This is a genomic window from Breznakia sp. PFB1-19 (assembly GCF_029893935.1).
Lineage (GTDB): Bacteria > Bacillota_I > Bacilli_A > Erysipelotrichales > Erysipelotrichaceae > Breznakia > Breznakia blatticola.
Window position 1 is genome coordinate 96,357 of record NZ_JARXXJ010000006.1, and the last position, 19,822, is coordinate 116,178.

The 19,822-nt window shown below is 33.6% G+C and carries 18 protein-coding genes; 2 read left to right on the forward strand and 16 right to left on the reverse strand.

Features of this window, described 5'->3' with window-relative positions; genetic code table 11:
- The first annotated feature begins 28 nt into the window (after positions 1–28).
- Positions 29–1,501: a HEPN domain-containing protein gene (locus tag M2098_RS04685; RefSeq protein WP_280681985.1), complete on the forward strand. Its 1,473-nt coding sequence runs from the start codon at positions 29–31 to the stop codon at positions 1,499–1,501.
- A 49-nt stretch (positions 1,502–1,550) separates the two neighbouring features.
- On the opposite strand, the gene nifJ is transcribed toward M2098_RS04685, so the two are convergent.
- The 15 genes from nifJ to M2098_RS04760 all read right to left on the reverse strand — a co-directional run bounded on the left by nifJ (position 1,551) and on the right by M2098_RS04760 (position 15,919).
- Entirely contained in the window at positions 1,551–5,063 is a 3,513-nt protein-coding gene (gene nifJ / locus M2098_RS04690) for a pyruvate:ferredoxin (flavodoxin) oxidoreductase (protein WP_280681987.1), read from the reverse strand.
- 269 nt (positions 5,064–5,332) lie between these two features.
- On the reverse strand, positions 5,333–5,734 hold the full coding sequence (locus tag M2098_RS04695; RefSeq protein ID WP_280681989.1) for a hypothetical protein: 402 nt from the start codon (positions 5,732–5,734) through the stop codon (positions 5,333–5,335).
- A 95-nt stretch (positions 5,735–5,829) separates the two neighbouring features.
- On the reverse strand, positions 5,830–6,351 hold the full coding sequence (locus tag M2098_RS04700; RefSeq protein ID WP_280681991.1) for a hypothetical protein: 522 nt from the start codon (positions 6,349–6,351) through the stop codon (positions 5,830–5,832).
- Between the two features lie 233 nt (positions 6,352–6,584).
- Positions 6,585–6,941: a hypothetical protein gene (locus M2098_RS04705; protein WP_280681993.1), complete on the reverse strand. Its 357-nt coding sequence runs from the start codon at positions 6,939–6,941 to the stop codon at positions 6,585–6,587.
- Positions 6,942–7,352: 411 nt separating this feature from the next.
- Positions 7,353–7,547: a hypothetical protein gene (locus M2098_RS04710; protein ID WP_280681995.1), complete on the reverse strand. Its 195-nt coding sequence runs from the start codon at positions 7,545–7,547 to the stop codon at positions 7,353–7,355.
- Positions 7,548–7,932: 385 nt separating this feature from the next.
- Complete coding sequence (locus M2098_RS04715) at positions 7,933–8,283, reverse strand: DUF4279 domain-containing protein (RefSeq protein WP_280685248.1); 351 nt, start codon at positions 8,281–8,283, stop codon at positions 7,933–7,935.
- A 111-nt stretch (positions 8,284–8,394) separates the two neighbouring features.
- Positions 8,395–8,658, reverse strand: a complete 264-nt coding sequence (locus M2098_RS04720) for a hypothetical protein (RefSeq protein WP_280681997.1) — start codon at positions 8,656–8,658, stop codon at positions 8,395–8,397.
- A gap of 191 nt (positions 8,659–8,849) precedes the next feature.
- A complete protein-coding gene (locus M2098_RS04725; RefSeq protein ID WP_280681998.1) occupies positions 8,850–9,749 on the reverse strand; it encodes a hypothetical protein in 900 nt (299 codons plus the stop codon).
- Positions 9,746–11,245: an NAD(P)H-hydrate dehydratase gene (locus M2098_RS04730; RefSeq protein ID WP_280682000.1), complete on the reverse strand. Its 1,500-nt coding sequence runs from the start codon at positions 11,243–11,245 to the stop codon at positions 9,746–9,748. The genes M2098_RS04725 and M2098_RS04730 overlap by 4 nt, the downstream gene beginning before the upstream one ends.
- A 44-nt stretch (positions 11,246–11,289) precedes the next feature.
- Positions 11,290–11,709, reverse strand: a complete 420-nt coding sequence (locus tag M2098_RS04735; RefSeq protein WP_280682002.1) for a hypothetical protein — start codon at positions 11,707–11,709, stop codon at positions 11,290–11,292.
- A 66-nt stretch (positions 11,710–11,775) separates the two neighbouring features.
- Positions 11,776–12,375 (reverse strand): hypothetical protein, encoded by a 600-nt coding sequence (locus M2098_RS04740; RefSeq protein ID WP_280682004.1) that lies wholly within the window; start codon positions 12,373–12,375, stop codon positions 11,776–11,778.
- 136 nt (positions 12,376–12,511) lie between these two features.
- Positions 12,512–13,966 carry a family 1 glycosylhydrolase gene (locus tag M2098_RS04745; protein ID WP_280682006.1) on the reverse strand — a complete coding sequence of 485 codons (1,455 nt, stop codon included), beginning with the start codon at positions 13,964–13,966 and terminating at the stop codon, positions 12,512–12,514.
- The gene (locus M2098_RS04750; RefSeq protein WP_280682008.1) at positions 13,966–14,304 is read right to left on the reverse strand and encodes a PTS lactose/cellobiose transporter subunit IIA; all 339 of its coding nucleotides are present in this window, start codon (positions 14,302–14,304) and stop codon (positions 13,966–13,968) included. Before M2098_RS04750 ends, M2098_RS04745 begins: the two co-directional genes overlap by 1 nt.
- The gene (locus M2098_RS04755) at positions 14,288–15,601 is read right to left on the reverse strand and encodes a PTS transporter subunit EIIC (protein ID WP_280682010.1); all 1,314 of its coding nucleotides are present in this window, start codon (positions 15,599–15,601) and stop codon (positions 14,288–14,290) included. Before M2098_RS04755 ends, M2098_RS04750 begins: the two co-directional genes overlap by 17 nt.
- A gap of 21 nt (positions 15,602–15,622) precedes the next feature.
- The gene (locus M2098_RS04760; RefSeq protein WP_280682012.1) at positions 15,623–15,919 is read right to left on the reverse strand and encodes a PTS sugar transporter subunit IIB; all 297 of its coding nucleotides are present in this window, start codon (positions 15,917–15,919) and stop codon (positions 15,623–15,625) included.
- 203 nt (positions 15,920–16,122) lie between these two features.
- Between M2098_RS04760 and M2098_RS04765 the strand changes: the two genes are divergently transcribed.
- Positions 16,123–18,024 carry a PRD domain-containing protein gene (locus M2098_RS04765; RefSeq protein WP_280682014.1) on the forward strand — a complete coding sequence of 634 codons (1,902 nt, stop codon included), beginning with the start codon at positions 16,123–16,125 and terminating at the stop codon, positions 18,022–18,024.
- A 66-nt stretch (positions 18,025–18,090) separates the two neighbouring features.
- Here M2098_RS04765 and M2098_RS04770 read toward each other — a convergent pair whose 3' ends face one another.
- The gene (locus tag M2098_RS04770) at positions 18,091–19,707 is read right to left on the reverse strand and encodes a SulP family inorganic anion transporter (protein ID WP_280682016.1); all 1,617 of its coding nucleotides are present in this window, start codon (positions 19,705–19,707) and stop codon (positions 18,091–18,093) included.
- Positions 19,708–19,822 lie beyond the last annotated feature (115 nt).

The following is a 19,822-nucleotide window of genomic DNA, read 5'->3' on the forward strand; positions in this document are numbered from 1 at the left end:
TAAAATATTAGAAAGAGAGGAGTATCAAATGAATCAAAAATTTATCGATTTATATGAACCGTGTAAAATATTTAAAATCAACGAATCCAATTGTGAATACAACGGCATTATTGAAATTAATAAAAATCTTATAGTTACAATAAAATTTCTAGGAGTTGAAAGTGAAATATCAAAGCAATTAATGAAATCAACAAACCAAACGGTAATGCTAAGGACCAAAAATAAAATAGTAACCGCTTTTGAATGCATTTTTAGGTCTGCAAAGCATAGTAGTTTTGCTAGTGATAATAGTGTTTATCAAGATATTACATTGGAAGCCACTCATACATTTTTCAGTGAAACAATATTAAATTCAGATATATCGAACTTATCATTCACATCTATGCATCTTCAATTTACAGAAGGAAACGATATTTTTGGATTTAATCCATTCGAAAACTTAGATTTGATAAAATTCCAAATGGCAAATTTCCCAATTGAACTAATCCCAATTCATCATAATGTTGAATATGATAACTTACTATTTAGTACTTATCCATTAACATCAACTAAAGATGGAGTATATTCATTTTCATTTAAGAGCAGCTTGCAATTCAGTCTCAATAACAACAATAGCATTAAGGCTTTAAATAATTATATTCGAAAAATAATCAATCTATTTGAACTTATGGTCGGAGAACTGATAACAACAACTAGTGTGATATTTATGGATAATCAACAACACTATGAATACTTAGGTAATATCAATTATCCTAAATACGAGTTAAATTTATATAATCAAGATTCATTTCATGACAAAATCTATATTAGACGTCGTATCTTTAAAATAAGTGATCTACAGAATTTAGGCGACACTGTAAAAACTTTTAATGAATTATACTCAGAGAAGAAAATCATTTTCGATATTTATGAACAAATCCTACTTGATTTTGATGTAAATATCGTTACTCCTAATCGATTTATAAAAGTCATGCAGTTAGTAGAAGGATACCAAAGAAGTATCATCAATTCATCAAATGCTGATTCCCAAAAGAAAAAAGACGAAATACTTTTAACAATTACTGATGATGATACCAAACACTTTAACACCAATCATTGCAATAATCATGGTGTAACCTTTCTTAAATGTTTGAAAGAATTTACTTATGATGCTCTTCTCATTTTCGAGTCTATATCGAAAACGTCCGTTTTTAAAAAATATGACTCTATTTTAATGTCCATTAAGACTCAGCGTGACATCTTAACTCATGCTAATACAACAGAATCTGTGCCACTGAGTGACAGAAAAATGTATCAGATATCCTACTGTTATTTATATTTCTTTAGATGTTTAGTTCTGAAAAAAATTGGATTCACTGAAGAAGTTATTTATACTAGAATGTGCTATAATGCAACTTTTTCTTTTTATTTAGAGAACATTTTCGATATTAAGATGGAATTTTCTAAATATAATTATAAATCATCATACGACGACTCTTTAACTAATTCGTTTATGAAATAGTAAAAAGCTAGACCATCACTTCATTAAGATGATCTAGCTTTCTTTTGTTTTATTCGAATTCAGCTAATCCAGTTAAACGACGGAAACGTTTTTCAGCATCACTTCTAGTTTTAGCAAACGCAGCTTCTGCGTGTTCTTCACCAGTAAGTTTTAATAATGCAGAGTAACGAGTTTCATTCATAATAAATGTTTGGAACTTGTCGAAGTCTGGGTTTTTGAAGTCAATTTGTAATGGTTTTTCTAGGCGTGGATCGAAACGATATAATGGCCAGTAACCACATTCAACTGCAGCTTTTTGTGTTTTTTGGTGATTCATTAATCCACCTTTAATTCCGTGTTCAATACATGGAGAGTAAGCGATAATTAATGAAGGTCCTTGGTAAGCTTCAGCTTCTTTAATTGCTTTTAATGTTTGGATCTTGTTAGCTCCCATTGCAATACTTGCAACATATACATGTCCGTATGCCATAGCAATTTGTCCAAGATCTTTCTTAGCAGTTTGTTTACCACCAGCAGCGAATTTCGCAATACTTGCAGCTTGACTTGCTTTACTTGATTGTCCACCAGTGTTTGAGTAAACCTCAGTGTCAAGAACTAAGATGTTAACGTTTAATGCGTTAGCAATAACATGGTCAAGTCCACCGTATCCGATGTCATATGCCCATCCATCTCCACCAACGATCCAAATTGATTTACCAACTAGGTCACGTTCGTAGTTTAATAATTCTTTAACTGCATCGTTTTTACTTGCTTTTACACCAGCAACGATTGCATCTTTACAAGCACGTTGTGCATCACGGTTATCGTTAGCATCAATGTATGCTTGGAATGCTTCTTTTAATTCAGGTTCAACATCGTTGATGTTTTTTTCCATGATATCAAGAATGGTTCCTTCTTTGAATGTTTGTGCAAGCGCCATACCATATCCGTATTCAGCGTTGTCTTCAAATAGTGAGTTCGCCCATGCAACCCCTTCACCGTTTTTGTCAGCGATGAATGGTGTAGATGGAGTAGATCCACAGTAGATTGAAGAACATCCAGTAGCGTTAGCTACCATCATGTCTTTACCGTAAAGTTGAGAAATCAAACGGTAGTAAGGAGTTTCCCCACAACCTGGACATGATCCACTTACTTCGAAGTAAGGAGTCATGAATTGACTTTCTTTTACAGCATTTGTTTCGTAGTAACCTAATTTAGGTTCAGTTTCTTTGTATAAGTAGTCAGCTAAAGGAGCTTCTGGTAATACTTCGTGAATATCAACCATTTCAAGTGCTTTGTTTCCACCTTTACCTGGACATTCTACAGCACAAAGTCCACAACCAACACAGTTGTCTGGTGAAACTTGAATGCGGTATTGGAATTCTTCAACACCTTTACCCATTGGCGTAATTGTTGTGAATTCTTGTGGTGCATTTTTAATGTCTTCTTCTGTTAATAAGAATTGACGGATTGTAGCATGTGGACATACGAATGAACAGAATCCACATTGGATACAGTTTTCAGAATGCCATTTTGGTACTTCCGTTGCAATTGTACGTTTTTCCCAGAAAGAAACATTGTTTCTCATTGATCCATCAAGTAGATCGTATTTAGTAAATGCAGATACTGGTAAGTCGTATCCCATTGCCATGTTAATTGGAGCAACGTGTTTGTCGAAGTATTCATCTCCAGTTGTAGATGTTAATGGATCTGATTTTAAATCTGCCCATGCTGCATCAACTGTTACTTCAACTAAACCAGCTTTACCTTCATCGATTGCTTTGTAGTTCATTTCTACAACTTCATCACCTTTTTTACCGTATGATTTTTTAGCAGCTGCTTTCATTAAGTCAATTGCTTTGTCATAAGGCATAATGTTTTCGTTAAGTGCGAAGAATGCAGATTGTAAGATTGTGTTTGTACGACGTCCCATACCAATCTTAGCAGCGATTTCTGTAGCATCAATGATGTAGAATTTCGCATGTTTTTTCGCCAATTGTACTTTAATACGGTTTGGCATTTGGTTAATAATATCTTCTTTCTTGAATGTTGTGTTAAGTAAGAATGTTCCTCCATCTTTTAATGAACGAAGTAAGTCATACTTGAACATGTATGAATCAAGTGAACAAGAAATAAAGTCAGCTTGGTTAATGTAGTAAGTTGAACGGATTGGACTTGATCCAAAACGTAAGTGACTACGTGTAACCCCACCAGCTTTTTTAGAGTCATATGCAAAGTAAGCTTGTGCATATAAGTCTGTGTTATCACCGATAATTTTAATTGAGTTTTTGTTTGCAGATACAGTTCCATCTGATCCTAGACCCCAGAATAAACATGAAGTGTAGTCACTAGCAACTTTAAAGTCTGCATCTTCAGTTAATGATAAGTTTGTTACATCATCAACGATACCAATTGTAAATTCTTCTTTTGGTGCATCTTTAGCTAGTTCATCGTATACAGCTTTAATTTGACCTGCAGTTGTATCTTTTGAACCTAATCCGTAACGTCCACCAATAATTGTGATGTCTTTACGGTCTTTTAATACAGATAATACATCTAAGTATAATGGTTCTCTAGCACCCATTTCTTTTGTACGGTCAAGAACTGCAATGCTCTTAACTGAACTTGGAAGTGCATCTAAGAAGTATTTTGCAGAGAATGGACGGTATAAGTGAACTTTCATAAGTCCTACTTTTTCTCCATTTTTATTCATTGTATCAATTGTTTCTTGAATCGTTTCAGTTACTGAACCCATTGCGATAATGATACGTTCTGCATCTTTTGCACCATAGTAAGTAAATGGAGCGTAGTTACGTCCAGTTTGTTTACTGAATGCTTTCATGTAATCAGCTACGATATCTGCGATTGCAGCGTAGTGTTCGTTTTGTGCTTCTCTTCCTTGGAAGAAAATGTCATCGTTTTCTGCACCACCACGAGTCACAGGGTTAGTGTGTGGGTTTAATGCATTTTGACGGAAGCGTTCTAATGCTTCTGTATCTAATTGTGATTTTAAGAAATCATAATCCATTGTTTCAATTTTTTGAATTTCATGAGATGTTCTGAATCCATCAAAGAAGTGGATAAATGGAACTGATCCTTTAATTGCAGCCAAGTGTGCAAGTCCACTTAAGTCCATTGCTTCTTGCACAGAGTGTGAAGCAAGAATTGCACATCCGATTTGACGACATGCGTAAACATCTTGGTGATCTCCAAAAATATTAAGTGCACGACTCGCTAAAGCACGAGCAGCAACGTGGATTACACCTGGTAATAATTCCCCAGTCATTTTGTAAATGTTTGGGATCATTAACAATAAACCTTGTGAAGCAGTGTATGTAGTTGACAATGTTCCACCTTGAAGCGCACCATGCACTGCACCAGCAGCACCTGCTTCTGATTGTAACTCACTAACTTTCACTTTTTGTCCAAATACGTTTTCTTTACCTTGAGTTGACCAAGTATCAGTTACTTCGGCCATTGGTGAAGATGGGGTAATTGGATAAATTCCAGATACTTCAGTAAGAGCATATGCTCCATATGCAGCAGCTGTATTTCCGTCCATAGACACGAAATTTTTTGCCATTTTGTTATGTCCTCCTTTAAACAGTCTTAGCATAAACCATTATAGTACTAATTAGTTGAAAAAAAAAGGGCTTTCCACGTTTTTGTTGAATGTAGAACCCATTTGCGAAAACCTTCACAAAGTTAGTATTCATCTAACTTTATGCTATTTTTTCACATTTTTTGAAAAGGGTTTCAAAAAAACAGTCGTGATAGAAGCTCCTTTTTACTTATGTTATATTAAGATATCTCTAACATGCAAATCTTGTTTCATCGTTTTTCAAGTTACACTCATGAATGAATGACTTTTATATCTGGTTCATAAGTTGTCAATATATCGATTACATCATCAATAGTAACTATAACTATATGTATAATTTCATCGACTGTATATATTCCACAACTTTCTTTTTCTAGCCAAGATGCAAATGATGAGTTTTCTACTTTGTAAAATGGCCAGTCCGAAAAATAGTATCTATCATTTTGTAATTTTTGATTTGCCATGATTGTATTAATCCGTTGTCCTTCATCGACATTTCTAAGTCCTAGTACAATTCCATTAAATAATATTTCTACTAGCATTTCCTCTTTTCGTAAAACTATCTTCGTATGTTTCGTATTTTGAACCAATTCATCAACTACATAACTACCTTTTTCTATTGACACAGGTGACCATTTTATCCATTTTTCCATAAACTTTCTCCAATCATTAAACAATCTTGATTACTCTATAAAACCAATCATATTTAGCCTTACAGAAAAGAAAAGAGTGAAGTCAAAGTAATCCATTAGTTTGATATGCTTCCTTCAATGCCACCCGTTTCAGTTATAGCGTTTAGCACATGATACATCATACCTAAGAGAAATTTGTCAATCTTATTATCCTTATCCGATAACTCTTTAAAGAAAATCCCCTTTTCAGTTTTTAAATAAACTCTAACATTGTCACTATTGTAAAAGTCTGTTTTGTCTGTTTTTTTCATATATGGTAGAACTTGATGACTACTAATCAAAACTGATTGCATTGCGCGTATTACAGGATCTCTTTCCTCTAACCCCACAACAACAGAACCACTACCATGATACAAATGTGTATTCAGTCCAAAAACAAGGGTTAAGCTTTGCGTTTGAAATCCTACAATACCACTTTCAATAGGAATGTCAAAAACTGCAATATACACTTGTTCATCATTATCCAGTCTTAAATTCATATCTTCATTTGTATACTGTAGAACCTGATCTCTATTGGCGAGATATGTTGGACTCACGTTTAAACCTTCTACAAATTCAAAAATACTTTTCTTGCTCATAATACTCCTTTTATTTATCACCTTTTCACATGCTTACACATTTTTTCATCTCTTTTAACCTTTTACACGATCCGTTTCTAACACTTCTAGTAACCAACGCAACTGTTGGTGATTAATTTCTCTAACACTGCTAAATCTCCTTTTTCTAACATATATAAATATTGTCCTTGTCAACCGACTATCCACACGACACATTAGAAGGATAAAACATATTACACTATATGAGTTGCTAATTAAATATTTTTAATTCTGTTAAAACTTTGTTTTGTCAATATACCAAAACACTCTTCTACATACTTAAAAAACAATTTAAAACTTTGTTCATAAGTCAAACTTTCTATAATAGAAACTTCAATTAAACTCTTAATTTCTTTATCCCCTTTCTCTAACATATTTTCAATAAAGGTAAATATTTTTTTAAGCATTTCAATATTTTCGTTCTTTATTTGATTAACTATAAACTTTTCAAATTCAGTTTCATAGAATACATAGGGAAGACCCTCATAATAATCCCTATCATTCTCATATTTCACCTTCATTTCAGGTATATTTTCAATTAGAATTTCTATTGCATTTTTATAATCATACATTACTATTACCTACTTTCCACTCAATCCATTGATAATATCATTAATTAATGCATCTGTTATTATTGAGTCTTATGGGCTTAACTCACCTTCATTTTTTTACTTGTTCAATACATTTAAATAACCATTCAGCTTTTGAATATGAAACCTTCCAAAAAAGTTGGCTTGCCTGTAGCATTTTTATTTCTTACAGTATCCATAGTTATTCCGTTACCAATACTATTAGGATTATCTTGATCTCTGTATAAATCCTCAACAACAGCTTTCAATTTTGAATTTTCTACTACTGGCTTCTTATCTAAATCAACATATTCCGAACCCTATCCAAGAAAACCTAGTTTCAAATTATATTAATATTTGACACTTTCTATAATTTGACACTTTCTATAAAAAGTGTCCAACTTCATGTTGCCCTTATACTAATTCTATATCCTTTTCTGTTACCGCAAAATATATATTGCTTGTTTCACCTTTATTATCTAAAAAATGAACTTCAAAACTTGTTTCATCATAAATATTCATAATGATTCCACAAGTTCCTTTACCAACTCCATTATCTTTGTATCTATCTGTTGTAAGCCTAATTTTAGAATACATTTTATATTTCATATAATACCTACTTTCCAAATCCTGCAAAAGGAGTAATTAATTGTAGATTTACCTGCTGCCGAATCAATTCCATCTATGTCTATATTTATTGTAACTCGTTGACCATAAGAATCTTTAACTCCAGTTACAAAGTCACCAGATGCATATTTTTACTGTGCTTGCGTTTGATATATTTTTGATAAATTACTTGCATTTGTTTTATCATATCCGTATGAATTAATATTTCACTTTTTCCATTTGAATTAGATTGATCTAATGCATATTCTGTAAACTTTCTTTCATCTACTGTTACTTTCCCCGAACCCTATCCAAAAAATCTTAAGATTTCAAAAGAAATAGTAATGGACACTCTCCTATAGAAAAGCGCCTAATATCTTAGCCTTGTTTACAAATTATCGTAAACATACATATCAAAATCATATTCTACATTTAAAGTATTTGCAAAAGACAGCATATCCTTTCCAAGTGAAATAGATGGAGTATTTTTATCCCAAATTTCTATAACAACTGAAATGAAAAATTGTACATCCTCCTTCTTTTTGATTTCTAATAAAGATGATGTTTTACCTTTCATCATATAAATTATTTTTCTAACTTCATCATCTATTATGTCTTTATTGAAGTAAATTTTTGTAATATCAAAATCTAATTCTTTATAGTGTTTATCATCATAATCATATTGACTATAATTAATTCTATTGCTTGGATACATCAACTGAATTTTTTCTTGTATCAAAAAAACTTAGGCAATTTTATTGAATTCTTAAATTACATAGGAATTTCACACCAAAGTCATAACAAGTTCCTACAACATTTCACTCTCTGTAATTAGAATTTTATCGTATCTCTAATCACTTTTCTTTTCCAATTCTATAACTAATTCTTTATTAGATTCATCAAGGAAGTTTTCCTTATCTAGATGGATATGATATCCATCAATTTTAGATAAGGCAACATCTAATATATAGTCAGCTAACATAATTAAGCCTAACTTATTTCCGGTAAGAATAACCTCTTCTCCATTTACTAAGAGTTTATTGATAGCTATAGAATTAGTTTCTAAATTTATCATCTTTTTTTCTTTCAAGTAATCTAAAATTATTTGTTGCATAATAGTCTCCTTTATAAAAAAAGTGCAAAGTAAAAAAACAAACGTTTTGTTTCTTAACTTCGCACACATAATATACACACTTTAACATATAATTTACGTCAATTTCTATATATACATCTTTATCTTCAGCATTTCATTTCCAGCTATGCCTGATTTTTATTCAGCTTTTAGATAGCACCATAAATCTTGTTTCATCGCTTTTCAAGTTTTCCACAAACAATTTTGCTTTTGATTTGTTCTACAGTGTCCTTGCTACCTGCAAAGATTCCGCTACTTAAGCTACTTGCCACATTACGTGCAAGACATTCTTGAATAAAGCGTGTAATATCTCCTTCATTCTCGTAGCATATTGCAATACCTGATGCAATCGCACCTAGATAACTCTGATTGCTTTCATCTTTAACTGCACATGAACCATAGTACATTTGATTTTCAACACTCACGATAATGCGATTGTTTTTCATTGCGAGTACGATAATTCTCGCATATTTATGCAGTTCTGTTGTAAGTGCTTGAATCTTATCTTGATCCAAAGCATCAATTTCGTATATATGTGCAAGTTCATCAAAATCAAATACAAGTACATTGTAATATACATCTTGATGTACAACTTTCTCTACAGGTAATACTCCTACAAGAATATCGACATGTTCTTTACACATTTGACTTAAATACTCTAATTGATTTGCACTTGCATCTTGAGCATCACAAATAATCGCGATATCACTTTTTTGTAACTTACTTTGTGCTAGCATACGATACAGTTGCATCTGTGAATCATCTAGTTCCATTTCATGTTCTGTCATGCTATGCAGCAATGTATCATCTTCATACATCGATACTTGTAATTTATTGTGAGCAGTAATTTCTAGAACTTCAGTGTTAGCAGTATCCACAAATTTGGTGGCATCACTAGCTAACATCATCATTTGTTTGCATGCAAGCCCTTCTTGCTGTATGTATGATTGACATTGCAAACCATCACCCATCACTTGATAGGTAATATGTTCACTATAAAACTGTCCATCTTCATCTGTTTTTCCACGTACTACTTTTTGTAGGTATGGATATAAGGATAAGATTTGTATCATCTATGTTCCTCCAATTTCCGTAATACTTGTTGTATTTCCTTTAATACATCTGTTGGTAATAACGAGAATACACTTTTTCGTTTTTTTACTCTATCTCCAGCATATGCATGTAAAAATACACCCAACACTGCAGCTTTAGCAGTATCTTCATTTTGTGCATACAAACCCGTAATACAACCAGCAAGCACATCACCACTTCCACCTTTTGCCAAGCCATTATTTCCATAGGTGTTAATCCATACTTCATCTTTATGGAAAATCAGTGTTGTTTCACTTTTTAAGACAAGTGTTGCCTTTGGAAATTTCTCCATGAACTTCTTACCCCAATAAAGAAAATCATCAATCACTTCTTTCGTGGTAATATTCATAATATCTGCGAATTCTTTTGGATGTGGTGTAAATATTACATGTTCACGGTCTGTATATTGATCTTGAATTTGACGGAATGCCCATAGACCATCCGCATCAATAATTAATGGTTTTTTACTATCAAGAAGCATTTTTACCATATCAACCACAGCTTCACTTCGTCCAATTCCACAACCAACTAAGATTACACCATATGGATCTAGTTGTGCTTGTAGTTCATCGACTGCTTTAGGTGCAATAATCCCTGCTACATCTGGTAATGGAATAATCATTGATTCAAATACATTGGTCGCAATCACTTCACGTACACTTTCTGGTACAGCACAAGTCATCATTCCTGCACCACTACGTAATGCACTTAAACTAGCCATTGTGATTGCTCCACTCATGTGGATACTTCCACCAACACATAATACCTTTCCATAATCCGCTTTATTGGAATGCATAAAACGATCTGGTAGGAAATCTACCATTTCTTTCTTGGCAATCAAATGTGTTTTAGGGTGAATCGATTGTATATACATCTCAGGAATTCCGATATCAAGGATATGGACATTTCCTGCATGCAATCGTCCTGGATAAATATATAAACCGATTTTCCCAGTTTGTAAGGTATAGGTTTCGTGAGCTTGAATTGCAACACCCAACACCTTGCCCGTTGCACTATCTACTCCACTAGGAATATCAACGGCAATAATGTGTTTCTCTGATGCATTCATCTGCTCGATTACATCTCTATATGTACCTTGGATTTCACGATCCAAGCCCGTACCAAAAATACAATCTACAAGTAGTGTTGCCTCTTCAAATGTATCGATAAATGGTACACCTGCAACGACACATGACTCGCGATTCATGCGTGTTTCTAAACTTAATTTCACTGTTTCTATCGGAAAGATAAATACGTCATAGTCTGCTGCATAAAGTAGACGACTAAGCACATAGCCATCTCCTCCATTATTCCCTCCTCCACACACAATGACAATCTTTTCCGTTTTCTCAACATTTTGCACGAAAGCTTCAAATAGTGCATCCCCTGCTTGTTCCATCAATTGAAGACTTGGAATTCCCCCATCAATAGCCATTTGGTCAACTTCATGCATTTGCTTTCCTGTAAGTATTTGCATATGGCTATTATACAACAAAAAAGAGGCAATATGCCCCTCTTGTTCTACTTACTTATATAATTGCACCAATTTGATTGCATCATGTAAGCCAAATGTTTGCTACTATAAAGCATCTCTTTTGCTCCATCGATCATCACAAAGAACTGTACAACTTCTCCTTCATAGTAAAACTTCACTTCTATTTTATAGTGTTTTTTCTTTACTTGAAAATCATCCATTTGCACTTTGTAATACACAAAAGATTCATTTCCATCAATACTTGCTAAAACCATTTTATCTGGTCCAACCACAAGTTTATATGGTCTTTCTTCATAATATGAAGATTGATGATCTTGTTGCATCACAAATGATAACAGGCTTTTCTTTTTACCAAAGGTACGAAAAGCAATCATCGTATTTTGATTTGGTTCTATTTCATGAGATTGTGCAAAGACTTCCATGTCTTTTTCTGTTGGTAGTTGCATCACGTACTCCTTATCTATATATAGTATAGTCACATACAACTATAAAACAACAGTTCTTCCTAGAATTTATTTCTGGAATTTACTAAACAAATACACATAACGATCCACCAATGGACCTGTTGTTAAGAAACAGAAAATCGTTCCTACACCAACAACTCCACCAAGCATAAATCCGACTGCAACTAAAAAGAAGTCAACACCCATTCGCGCGATACGAAAACTGATTTTCGTTTTCTCTTCTATATAATATGCGATTGCATCAAATGGATTCATTCCTTGCTTATAAATAATCAATAATGCATACGATGCACATAAAATACATTGTGCCAAAATAATGATAATGACTTTAATTGCAACATCCATTTGTCCAAGTTGTTCTATGCTAATGATACTGCAGAAAAAATCAATGGCAAATCCTGCCAATGCATTATAAATAATCGACATCCAACCCATTTTATCGCGTGCCACAAGAAGTCCAATCGCAATAAAAATAATACTTGTAATACGTGATCCCCAACCTAAGGATACATGTAAACTCTTATGTAATCCTTCATTAAATACCGTAATCGCATCACTACCTAATCCCGCACCAACAAATAAGGTGCATCCTAATCCAAGTAGCATTACAGCAACAAATAATACCAACCATGCCTTTATATCTTTCATGTTCTCTCCTCTATCAAAAAAACCTACGCCAAAATAACTGCAAGGTTATCCTGGGTAGGTTTTAACTTGTCTTAACATGAAGTAATTTAGCACAGAACTATAAGAATGTAAATCACTTCTAATATTTTTTGTGTGTTTATAATCCTAAGTCTTCTCCGTTTGTCTCAATTACGCGTTTATACCAATCAAAGCTTTTCTTTTTGATTCGTTTTCCACTTCCTTGACCATAATCATCAAGATCTACATAAATAAATCCATAACGTTTTTTCATTTCACTTGATGAACAACTAATGATATCAATTGGTCCCCAAGGGAAATATCCAACAACATCAACTCCATCAATAATCGCTTCACGAATAGCTTCTACGTGTGTCGCAAGATAATGAATACGCGCATCGTCTGTAATAGTTCCATCTTCATTAATCGTATCAAAAGTTCCATAACCATTTTCCGCAATGATAATTGGTTTATTGTAACGATCCCAAAAGTAATTTAATACCGTACGTAATCCAAGTGGATTAATTCCCCATCCCCATTCACTTTCTTCAATGTGAGGATTTTTAATTAACCCATAATCATTTTGTTTTGTACGCCAACTTTCTGCCGATGTACACATCGTATAGTAGTATGACATCGAGAAGAAATCTGCTGTATTTTCCTTTAGCAAAATTTCATCTTCTTCAGGAATATCCAAGTGTATATTCTGTTCCTTAAAATAACGCAATGCATATCCTGGATACACACCTCTCATTAATAAATCAGAGAAGAAATACTCCATTTGGTTATGTTGTAAATTAGCAAGTACATCTTCAGGTTTACACGTTAATGGTTCTGCTAATCCATTATAAACCATGCAACCAATTTGGAAATCTGGATTAATTTCATGTCCAATCTTTGTTGCTAGTGCGCTAGCAACCATTTCATTATGTACACCTTGGTATTTTGCTTCTATTAAGTTTTCAACACGATCTTCTGGAATACCTAAATGATTGAATGACTCATGTTGAATCAAGTTGATTTGATTTACGACAATCCAATATTTTACTTTATCTTTATAGCGTTTGAAACATGCTTCACAAAACTTTGCGAAAAAATCAATAGTTTTGCGATTATACCATCCATTATATGTAGTTGCTAAATGAAGTGGCATCTCGTAGTGCGACAAGGTGATTAATGGTTCCATTCCATTTTTTAACATCTCGTCAATAAGATCATCATAGAACTGTAAACCTGCTTCATTTGGTTCATCTTCATCACCATTTGGAAAGATTCTTGCCCAGTTAATTGATGTACGAAATGAATTCATACCTGTTTTGGCTAATAGTTTTAAATCTTCTTTATATGTATGATAGAAATCAATTCCATAACGTTTTGGATAGTATCCTGTAGTATCTTGTAAAGCATACTCAATGTCTGCCATTGTTGTTTCTTTATTTGATTTCTTTTTCAAATCCCCTTTATCTTGAACCTTTAAGATATCTGCTACACATAATCCTTTATTTCCTTCTTGGTAAGCACCTTCTGCTTGATTTGCTGCAATTGCTCCACCCCAAAGAAAATCTTTAGGAAAACCATCTGGTACTTGTCTCATCACTTTTTCTCCTTCAGTTCAAATATTTCTTTTTTATTTTCAATAATTTCCATCATTAATTCTTTTGCCAAAATCGTCGTCATTAGATGATCTTGTGCATGAACCATAATAAAGTTAACTTCCACATCATTTGCACCGCTTGATTCATCTGATAATAATTTAAATTGAATTTGATGTGCTTCAGTTAATAAAACATCCGCTTTTTCAATTAAGCTTGATGCCTCATCAAAGCGTCCTTCCTTTGCCGCAAACATCGCTTCAAAGATATAACTTTTTGCTTCACCTGCTTTAGCGATTAAGCCAAATGCTGTTTCTGTTGTTTTACTCAGTTGCTGCATTTGGACTTCCTTCTACTTGCTCTTCCGCATATTTTGCTTTATCAAACATACGTAAGAATGGGTAGTAAATCACCATATTGATAAGTAGCATGATAATAACAAGCACAAATGCTTTCCAGTCTAATGTTGCAATCATTGCACCAATTGGAGCAGGTGATGTCCATGGAGCTGCAATCGTTGCCATATTTACTAACCCTGATGCAGTAGCTAACCAACCAATTACAATATTTACCATTGGTGCAATCATAAATGGAATGATTAAAATTGGGTTTAAGAAAATTGGTAATCCAAAGATTAATGGTTCATTAATGTTAAACAATGATGGAATAAAAGCAACCTTACCAACATCTTTTACTTGTTTTGATTTTGCCTTAAGTGTAAGAATTGCTAATCCTAAAGTAGCTCCTCCTCCACCAAGTGCAGCATAGAATGCCCAGAATGGTTGTGTATAAATTTGTGTTGCTTGTAATCCGTTAGCAACTAAGTTTGCATTTTCTGCAATATTCATCGCTTCTAATGGATCTAGAACTGGTCCAACCACCGTTGTTGGGTGAACACCAAATCCAAATAATAAGTTTTCAACTCCAGTAAGCAATGTAACTGAAATTAAGTTATCTACACTCGCTTTAATTCCACTAAATAAGTTAAAGAATACATCTGGTAATAATTGTCCAGTTGTTGCCTGACAAATCAAACTCAGTGAATAAAATAAAATTAAGTTAATTCCAAATGGGAATAATGATGCAAATGAGTTTGCTACAATTGGTGGAACTCCTGCTGGCATTTTAAATGTCCAACCTTTATTTTCCACGAAATTCATAATTTCTGTACCAATCAATGCAACAAATGCAGCTAGCAAAATCCCTTTTCCATCAAATGCTGCAGTTGGAATCGCACCATCTGTAACCGGTGCACAAACAAGAATGTAAATCGATACGTTTGCAATTATATAGTTTAATGGTTTCTTTCCGTAATGTGATGATAATGAGTATGTTGAACCCATACATACAAATAACGATAAGATAGCCATCGTTGCACTAAATGGTGCTAAAATTGCTGACATATTTGCATTTGCCCAGTTGTACCAAGCAAGTAAGAAATCTCCAAGTAATGGAATATCCGGCATATTTTCTGGACTCACTGGTGGACACGCTAATATAAGAAATATACTTCCAATAATCGTAAGTGGCATTGCTGATACAACACCATCTCGTATTGCCAATAGATGTCTTTGTTGACCAAAGAAATTTGCTACAGGCATCAGTTTTGCCTCTAGCTTATTAAAAAACCCTGTCATATTATATTCTCCTCTTTAATTTTATAAACTACGGACGGAATTCAAAATCTTTTCTCCATTACATGTCCCATATGCAACAGAGTCAATGTCAAGTACTCTAATATCGTATGGTGCTGCAATTTCTTCCAACATTTTTCGTTGGTAACGAATTTGTGGCGCCATTAAGATAACATCATACTTTCCCACACTTTCTTTTACTTCTTGAATGGATTTCGCTTCAATAAACCAATCCGCTTCACTTTCTGTCAATGCATTTTTCATTGCCTCGACAAGTATGCTCGTAGATGCTCCACAAGCACAAACTAATAAAATATTCATGTAAACCTCCTTTGTGTTTTATCTACTTCCAGTTATAGCATGTAACATTTTTTATGTCGTTGTTCTCTTTGTCCAGTTTTATTGTGGACAAATTTAAACATATGAAAAACCCTTTATTCATCGCTTTTTCTTAATTTTCGAAAATCTTATGGACACTTCTTGTGATTGCAATGGTATGATGGTAATAACATAGAGGACATTATATGAACAAATACCAGGAACAAATTTTACGCGAGCTAATGTCAGCAGATACATCACTAACAAATGAAACGTTAGGAGGCATACTGAATGTTAGTGCAAAAACGATTCAACGAAATACCAAAGATTTGAAAATTATCTTACAAGTCAATGGTGCAACTTTAGAAACAAAACCAAGTGTAGGAAGTACACTTTATATTCATGACCAAAATAAGTTTAATAAATTTTTAGCATTACAAACGAACCATGATTACTTACCTTCCACACCTGAAGAACGTATTGCATATATTTTGGATAAGTTGCTGTATTCACACGAATATATCAAAACATTAGATCTAGCAAATCGTTTGTTTATCTCGCAATCATGTTTGGCAATGGACATTAAAAAAGTACGTGAAATTCTAATAAAAAATGATTTAGAAATTATTTCTAAACCAAATTATGGAATTAAAATTAAAGGTAGTGAAAGAAACATTCGACTAGCCATGGCAGAACAATATACAAAACGACGCCAAAATGAAACATTTGTTGTTGCTTCAATTCATAATGATTCATATAAGACGATGCTTAACGAAGTCATTTCACAAGTCTTAATTACTGAGAATTTACGAATGTCCGATGTCGCTTTAGAAAGTTTAGTGATTCATTTACTAATTGCAATTGAACGTTTAAAAACCAACAATGTAGTAAAACTCAATGAAGGAACGATCCAGTCACAAAGTAGTAAGTCTGAATATCAAACCGCTGTGTTATTGCAAAAGGAAGTAGAAAAACGTTTTGGTGTAACTTTGCCACAAAGCGAAATTGCATATTTATCACAACACTTATCAGGCAAGAAACATTTTGATGCAAATCTTGAAGAATTCCAAAACGAAATTGATGATAAATATAAAGTTTTAGTAAATACCATATTACGTGCGATTTTTGATCAAACACGTATCGATTTCTATAATGATTTGGATTTGAAGATGAACTTACTCTTGCACATCATTCCATTTGTGAATCGTATCGAGAATAATATGCAAATTAAAAATCCGATTATTAATGATATTAAAGAAAACCATAGTTTTGCCTATGAACTTGCTTCTATTGGTTTACATAGTGTTTGCGATAAACTACAAATTCATGTTTCCGAGGATGAAATCAGTTATTTTGCCTTGCATTTCATCTTAGCTTTGGAACGCACAAATGATAATATCAAATACAACATCCTTATTGTATGCAATACAGGAAAAGCAACTTCTCAACTACTTGCATATCAAATGCAACGCAATTTCGAGCAAAAAATAAATACGATTCGAATCGTTGAATCATACGTAGTAAAAACAATGGATGTATCTTCTTATGACTATATCTTTTCAACTGTCCCCCTTGATGGATCATTTCCTATTCCTGTTCACTATATAAATAACATTCTTTCAGATAAGGATTTAGCAACCATCAACGGAACATTTACGCACGTTACTCGACCAAGTTCGATATCTCATTTGATTACAAGTGATTTATTCTTCACAAATATTGATGCAAATTCAAAAGAGGAAGCAATCTCAACATTTGTAAAACACTTATCCAATGTTAAAGAACTGCCTGATAACTTTGAAGAAGAAGTACTAGAAAGAGAACATTTTTCTTCAACCGAATTAAACAACCTAGTTGCGATACCACATCCAAACAAAGCACTTGTTAATGAAACTTTCATTGCGGTTGGAATTTTGAATCGTCCTATTTGTTGGAACACAAAAAAAGTACAAATCATGTTTTTGATTGCGATTCAACCAAACAATAAAGCAAATCTTCGTGATTTTTATGAAAGCCTTGTGGATTTCACAATGAACGAAGACAATCCAAAGAAATTAGTGAGCGAGCCTACATACGAGAATTTGTTAACACTAATTCAAAATGCATAAGCAAAAAAAGATTGTTTTTCTTTCTTACCTTGTTGGTAGAAAGGCATAAACAATCTTTTCTTTTCGTTATTTTGTTTGTAGATATTGCAGAGCTTGTGTTGTATCCCAGAAAAAACTTTCTTCACCAACAAGCTTTGTAATTTCTGCCCGATCAAAGAATACACGCACTTTATCCTGTACACCGGAAAATAGTACAGAACCACCTGCTTCCTGTTTTTCCTTGCAGAAGTTTAAGATTTCTTGAACACCTGATGTATCAATATTTGCTACTCCACGCATGGATAAAATTAGATGCTTTCCTTTAGCATGTTGCATTTGTTTAGCAAATGATTCGGCAGTTCCAAAGAAAATAGGTCCCGTAATATATACAACTTGTGCATCTGTTGGACAATCTTCTTTTGAAGCAAAACGTAGTGGATCAATCTCACTAACTTGCACATCAATATTTGAAGCACGTACTATAAATAAGAACATCGCAATAAAACAACCAACCGCAATTGCAACAGTTAAATCAAAGATTACTGTACAGATTAATGTCACACTAAATTTTACTATTGCTTGTTTGAATCGATGTGAGAAAATATAACGAATACTTTCCCATTCATTCATACGCCATGCCGTCATCATCAATACTCCAGCAAGTGCTGCCATTGGAATTTGTGACATAAATGGACTTAACAAGAACATCGATAGAAGTAGTACAAGTCCTTGAATCCAACCCGTCATTCGTGTACAAGCACCAGCTTTAATTGCAACGCTTGTTCTTGCGATTGCTGCAGTTGCAGGAACTCCACCAAAGAATGGCAGTAAGGCATTTCCTACTCCTTGGGCGATTAGTTCACGATCATTACGCAACTTCTCTCCAGACATTTTTCCAGCAACAGCTCCACATAGCAAACTTTCAATCATTCCTAATGCCGCAATGGAAATCGCTGGCATCAATACAACATCCCATGGAATTCCAAATAAATCACTAGGCAGTAAGCGCATATCATGAATAAGTGTTTGTGGAATATCTCCAACCATATGTACTGGAAATTGAAATATCATTTGTAAAATCACCATTACAATAATCGACACTAATGATGCAGGCACTTTTGCCTGCCATTTTTTTGGCCATACAGCCATTAAGACAATCACTGCTAGTCCAATTACCACTGCATACATATTGATTTGTAATCCATCAGTAAAAATATGAACTACTTTTTCAAGTGCGTTTTCTCCATGACTTGTAACACCAAGAAAGTTTTCCACTTGACCTAGCGCAATAATAACTGCAATCCCTGAAGTAAATCCTGTGATAATCGGTTTGGGCAAAAACTGAATCACACGACCTGCTTTTAATAGTCCTGCAATAATTAAAATTACTCCGGATAGTCCACCAGCAACAAGCACTGCCTTAATTCCATATTTAGAGGCAAGTGGAATCAAAATTGCGGCCATCGCTCCAGTTGGACCAGATATTTGATATGATGCACCAGATAATGTTCCAATAATAAACGATGCCATAATGGCAGTAATCAGACCTGATGCTGCATCCATTCCACTAGCTACCCCAAATGCTAATGCTAGTGGCAAGGCAACTGCGGCAACGGTAATCCCTGCTAATACATCTTTTGTTAGCTTGGATGCATTATAGCCAGAGAACTCATTGCGCATATCTCTTATATACTCTTTAATCATAAAATGTATTCCCCTTTTTACAATAACGTTCCTTATTATATACGCCAATTGTATAAATGTAAATTTCTTATAGAAAAGAACTATCTTATTCTTTCTTTGATTTTATGACATATCT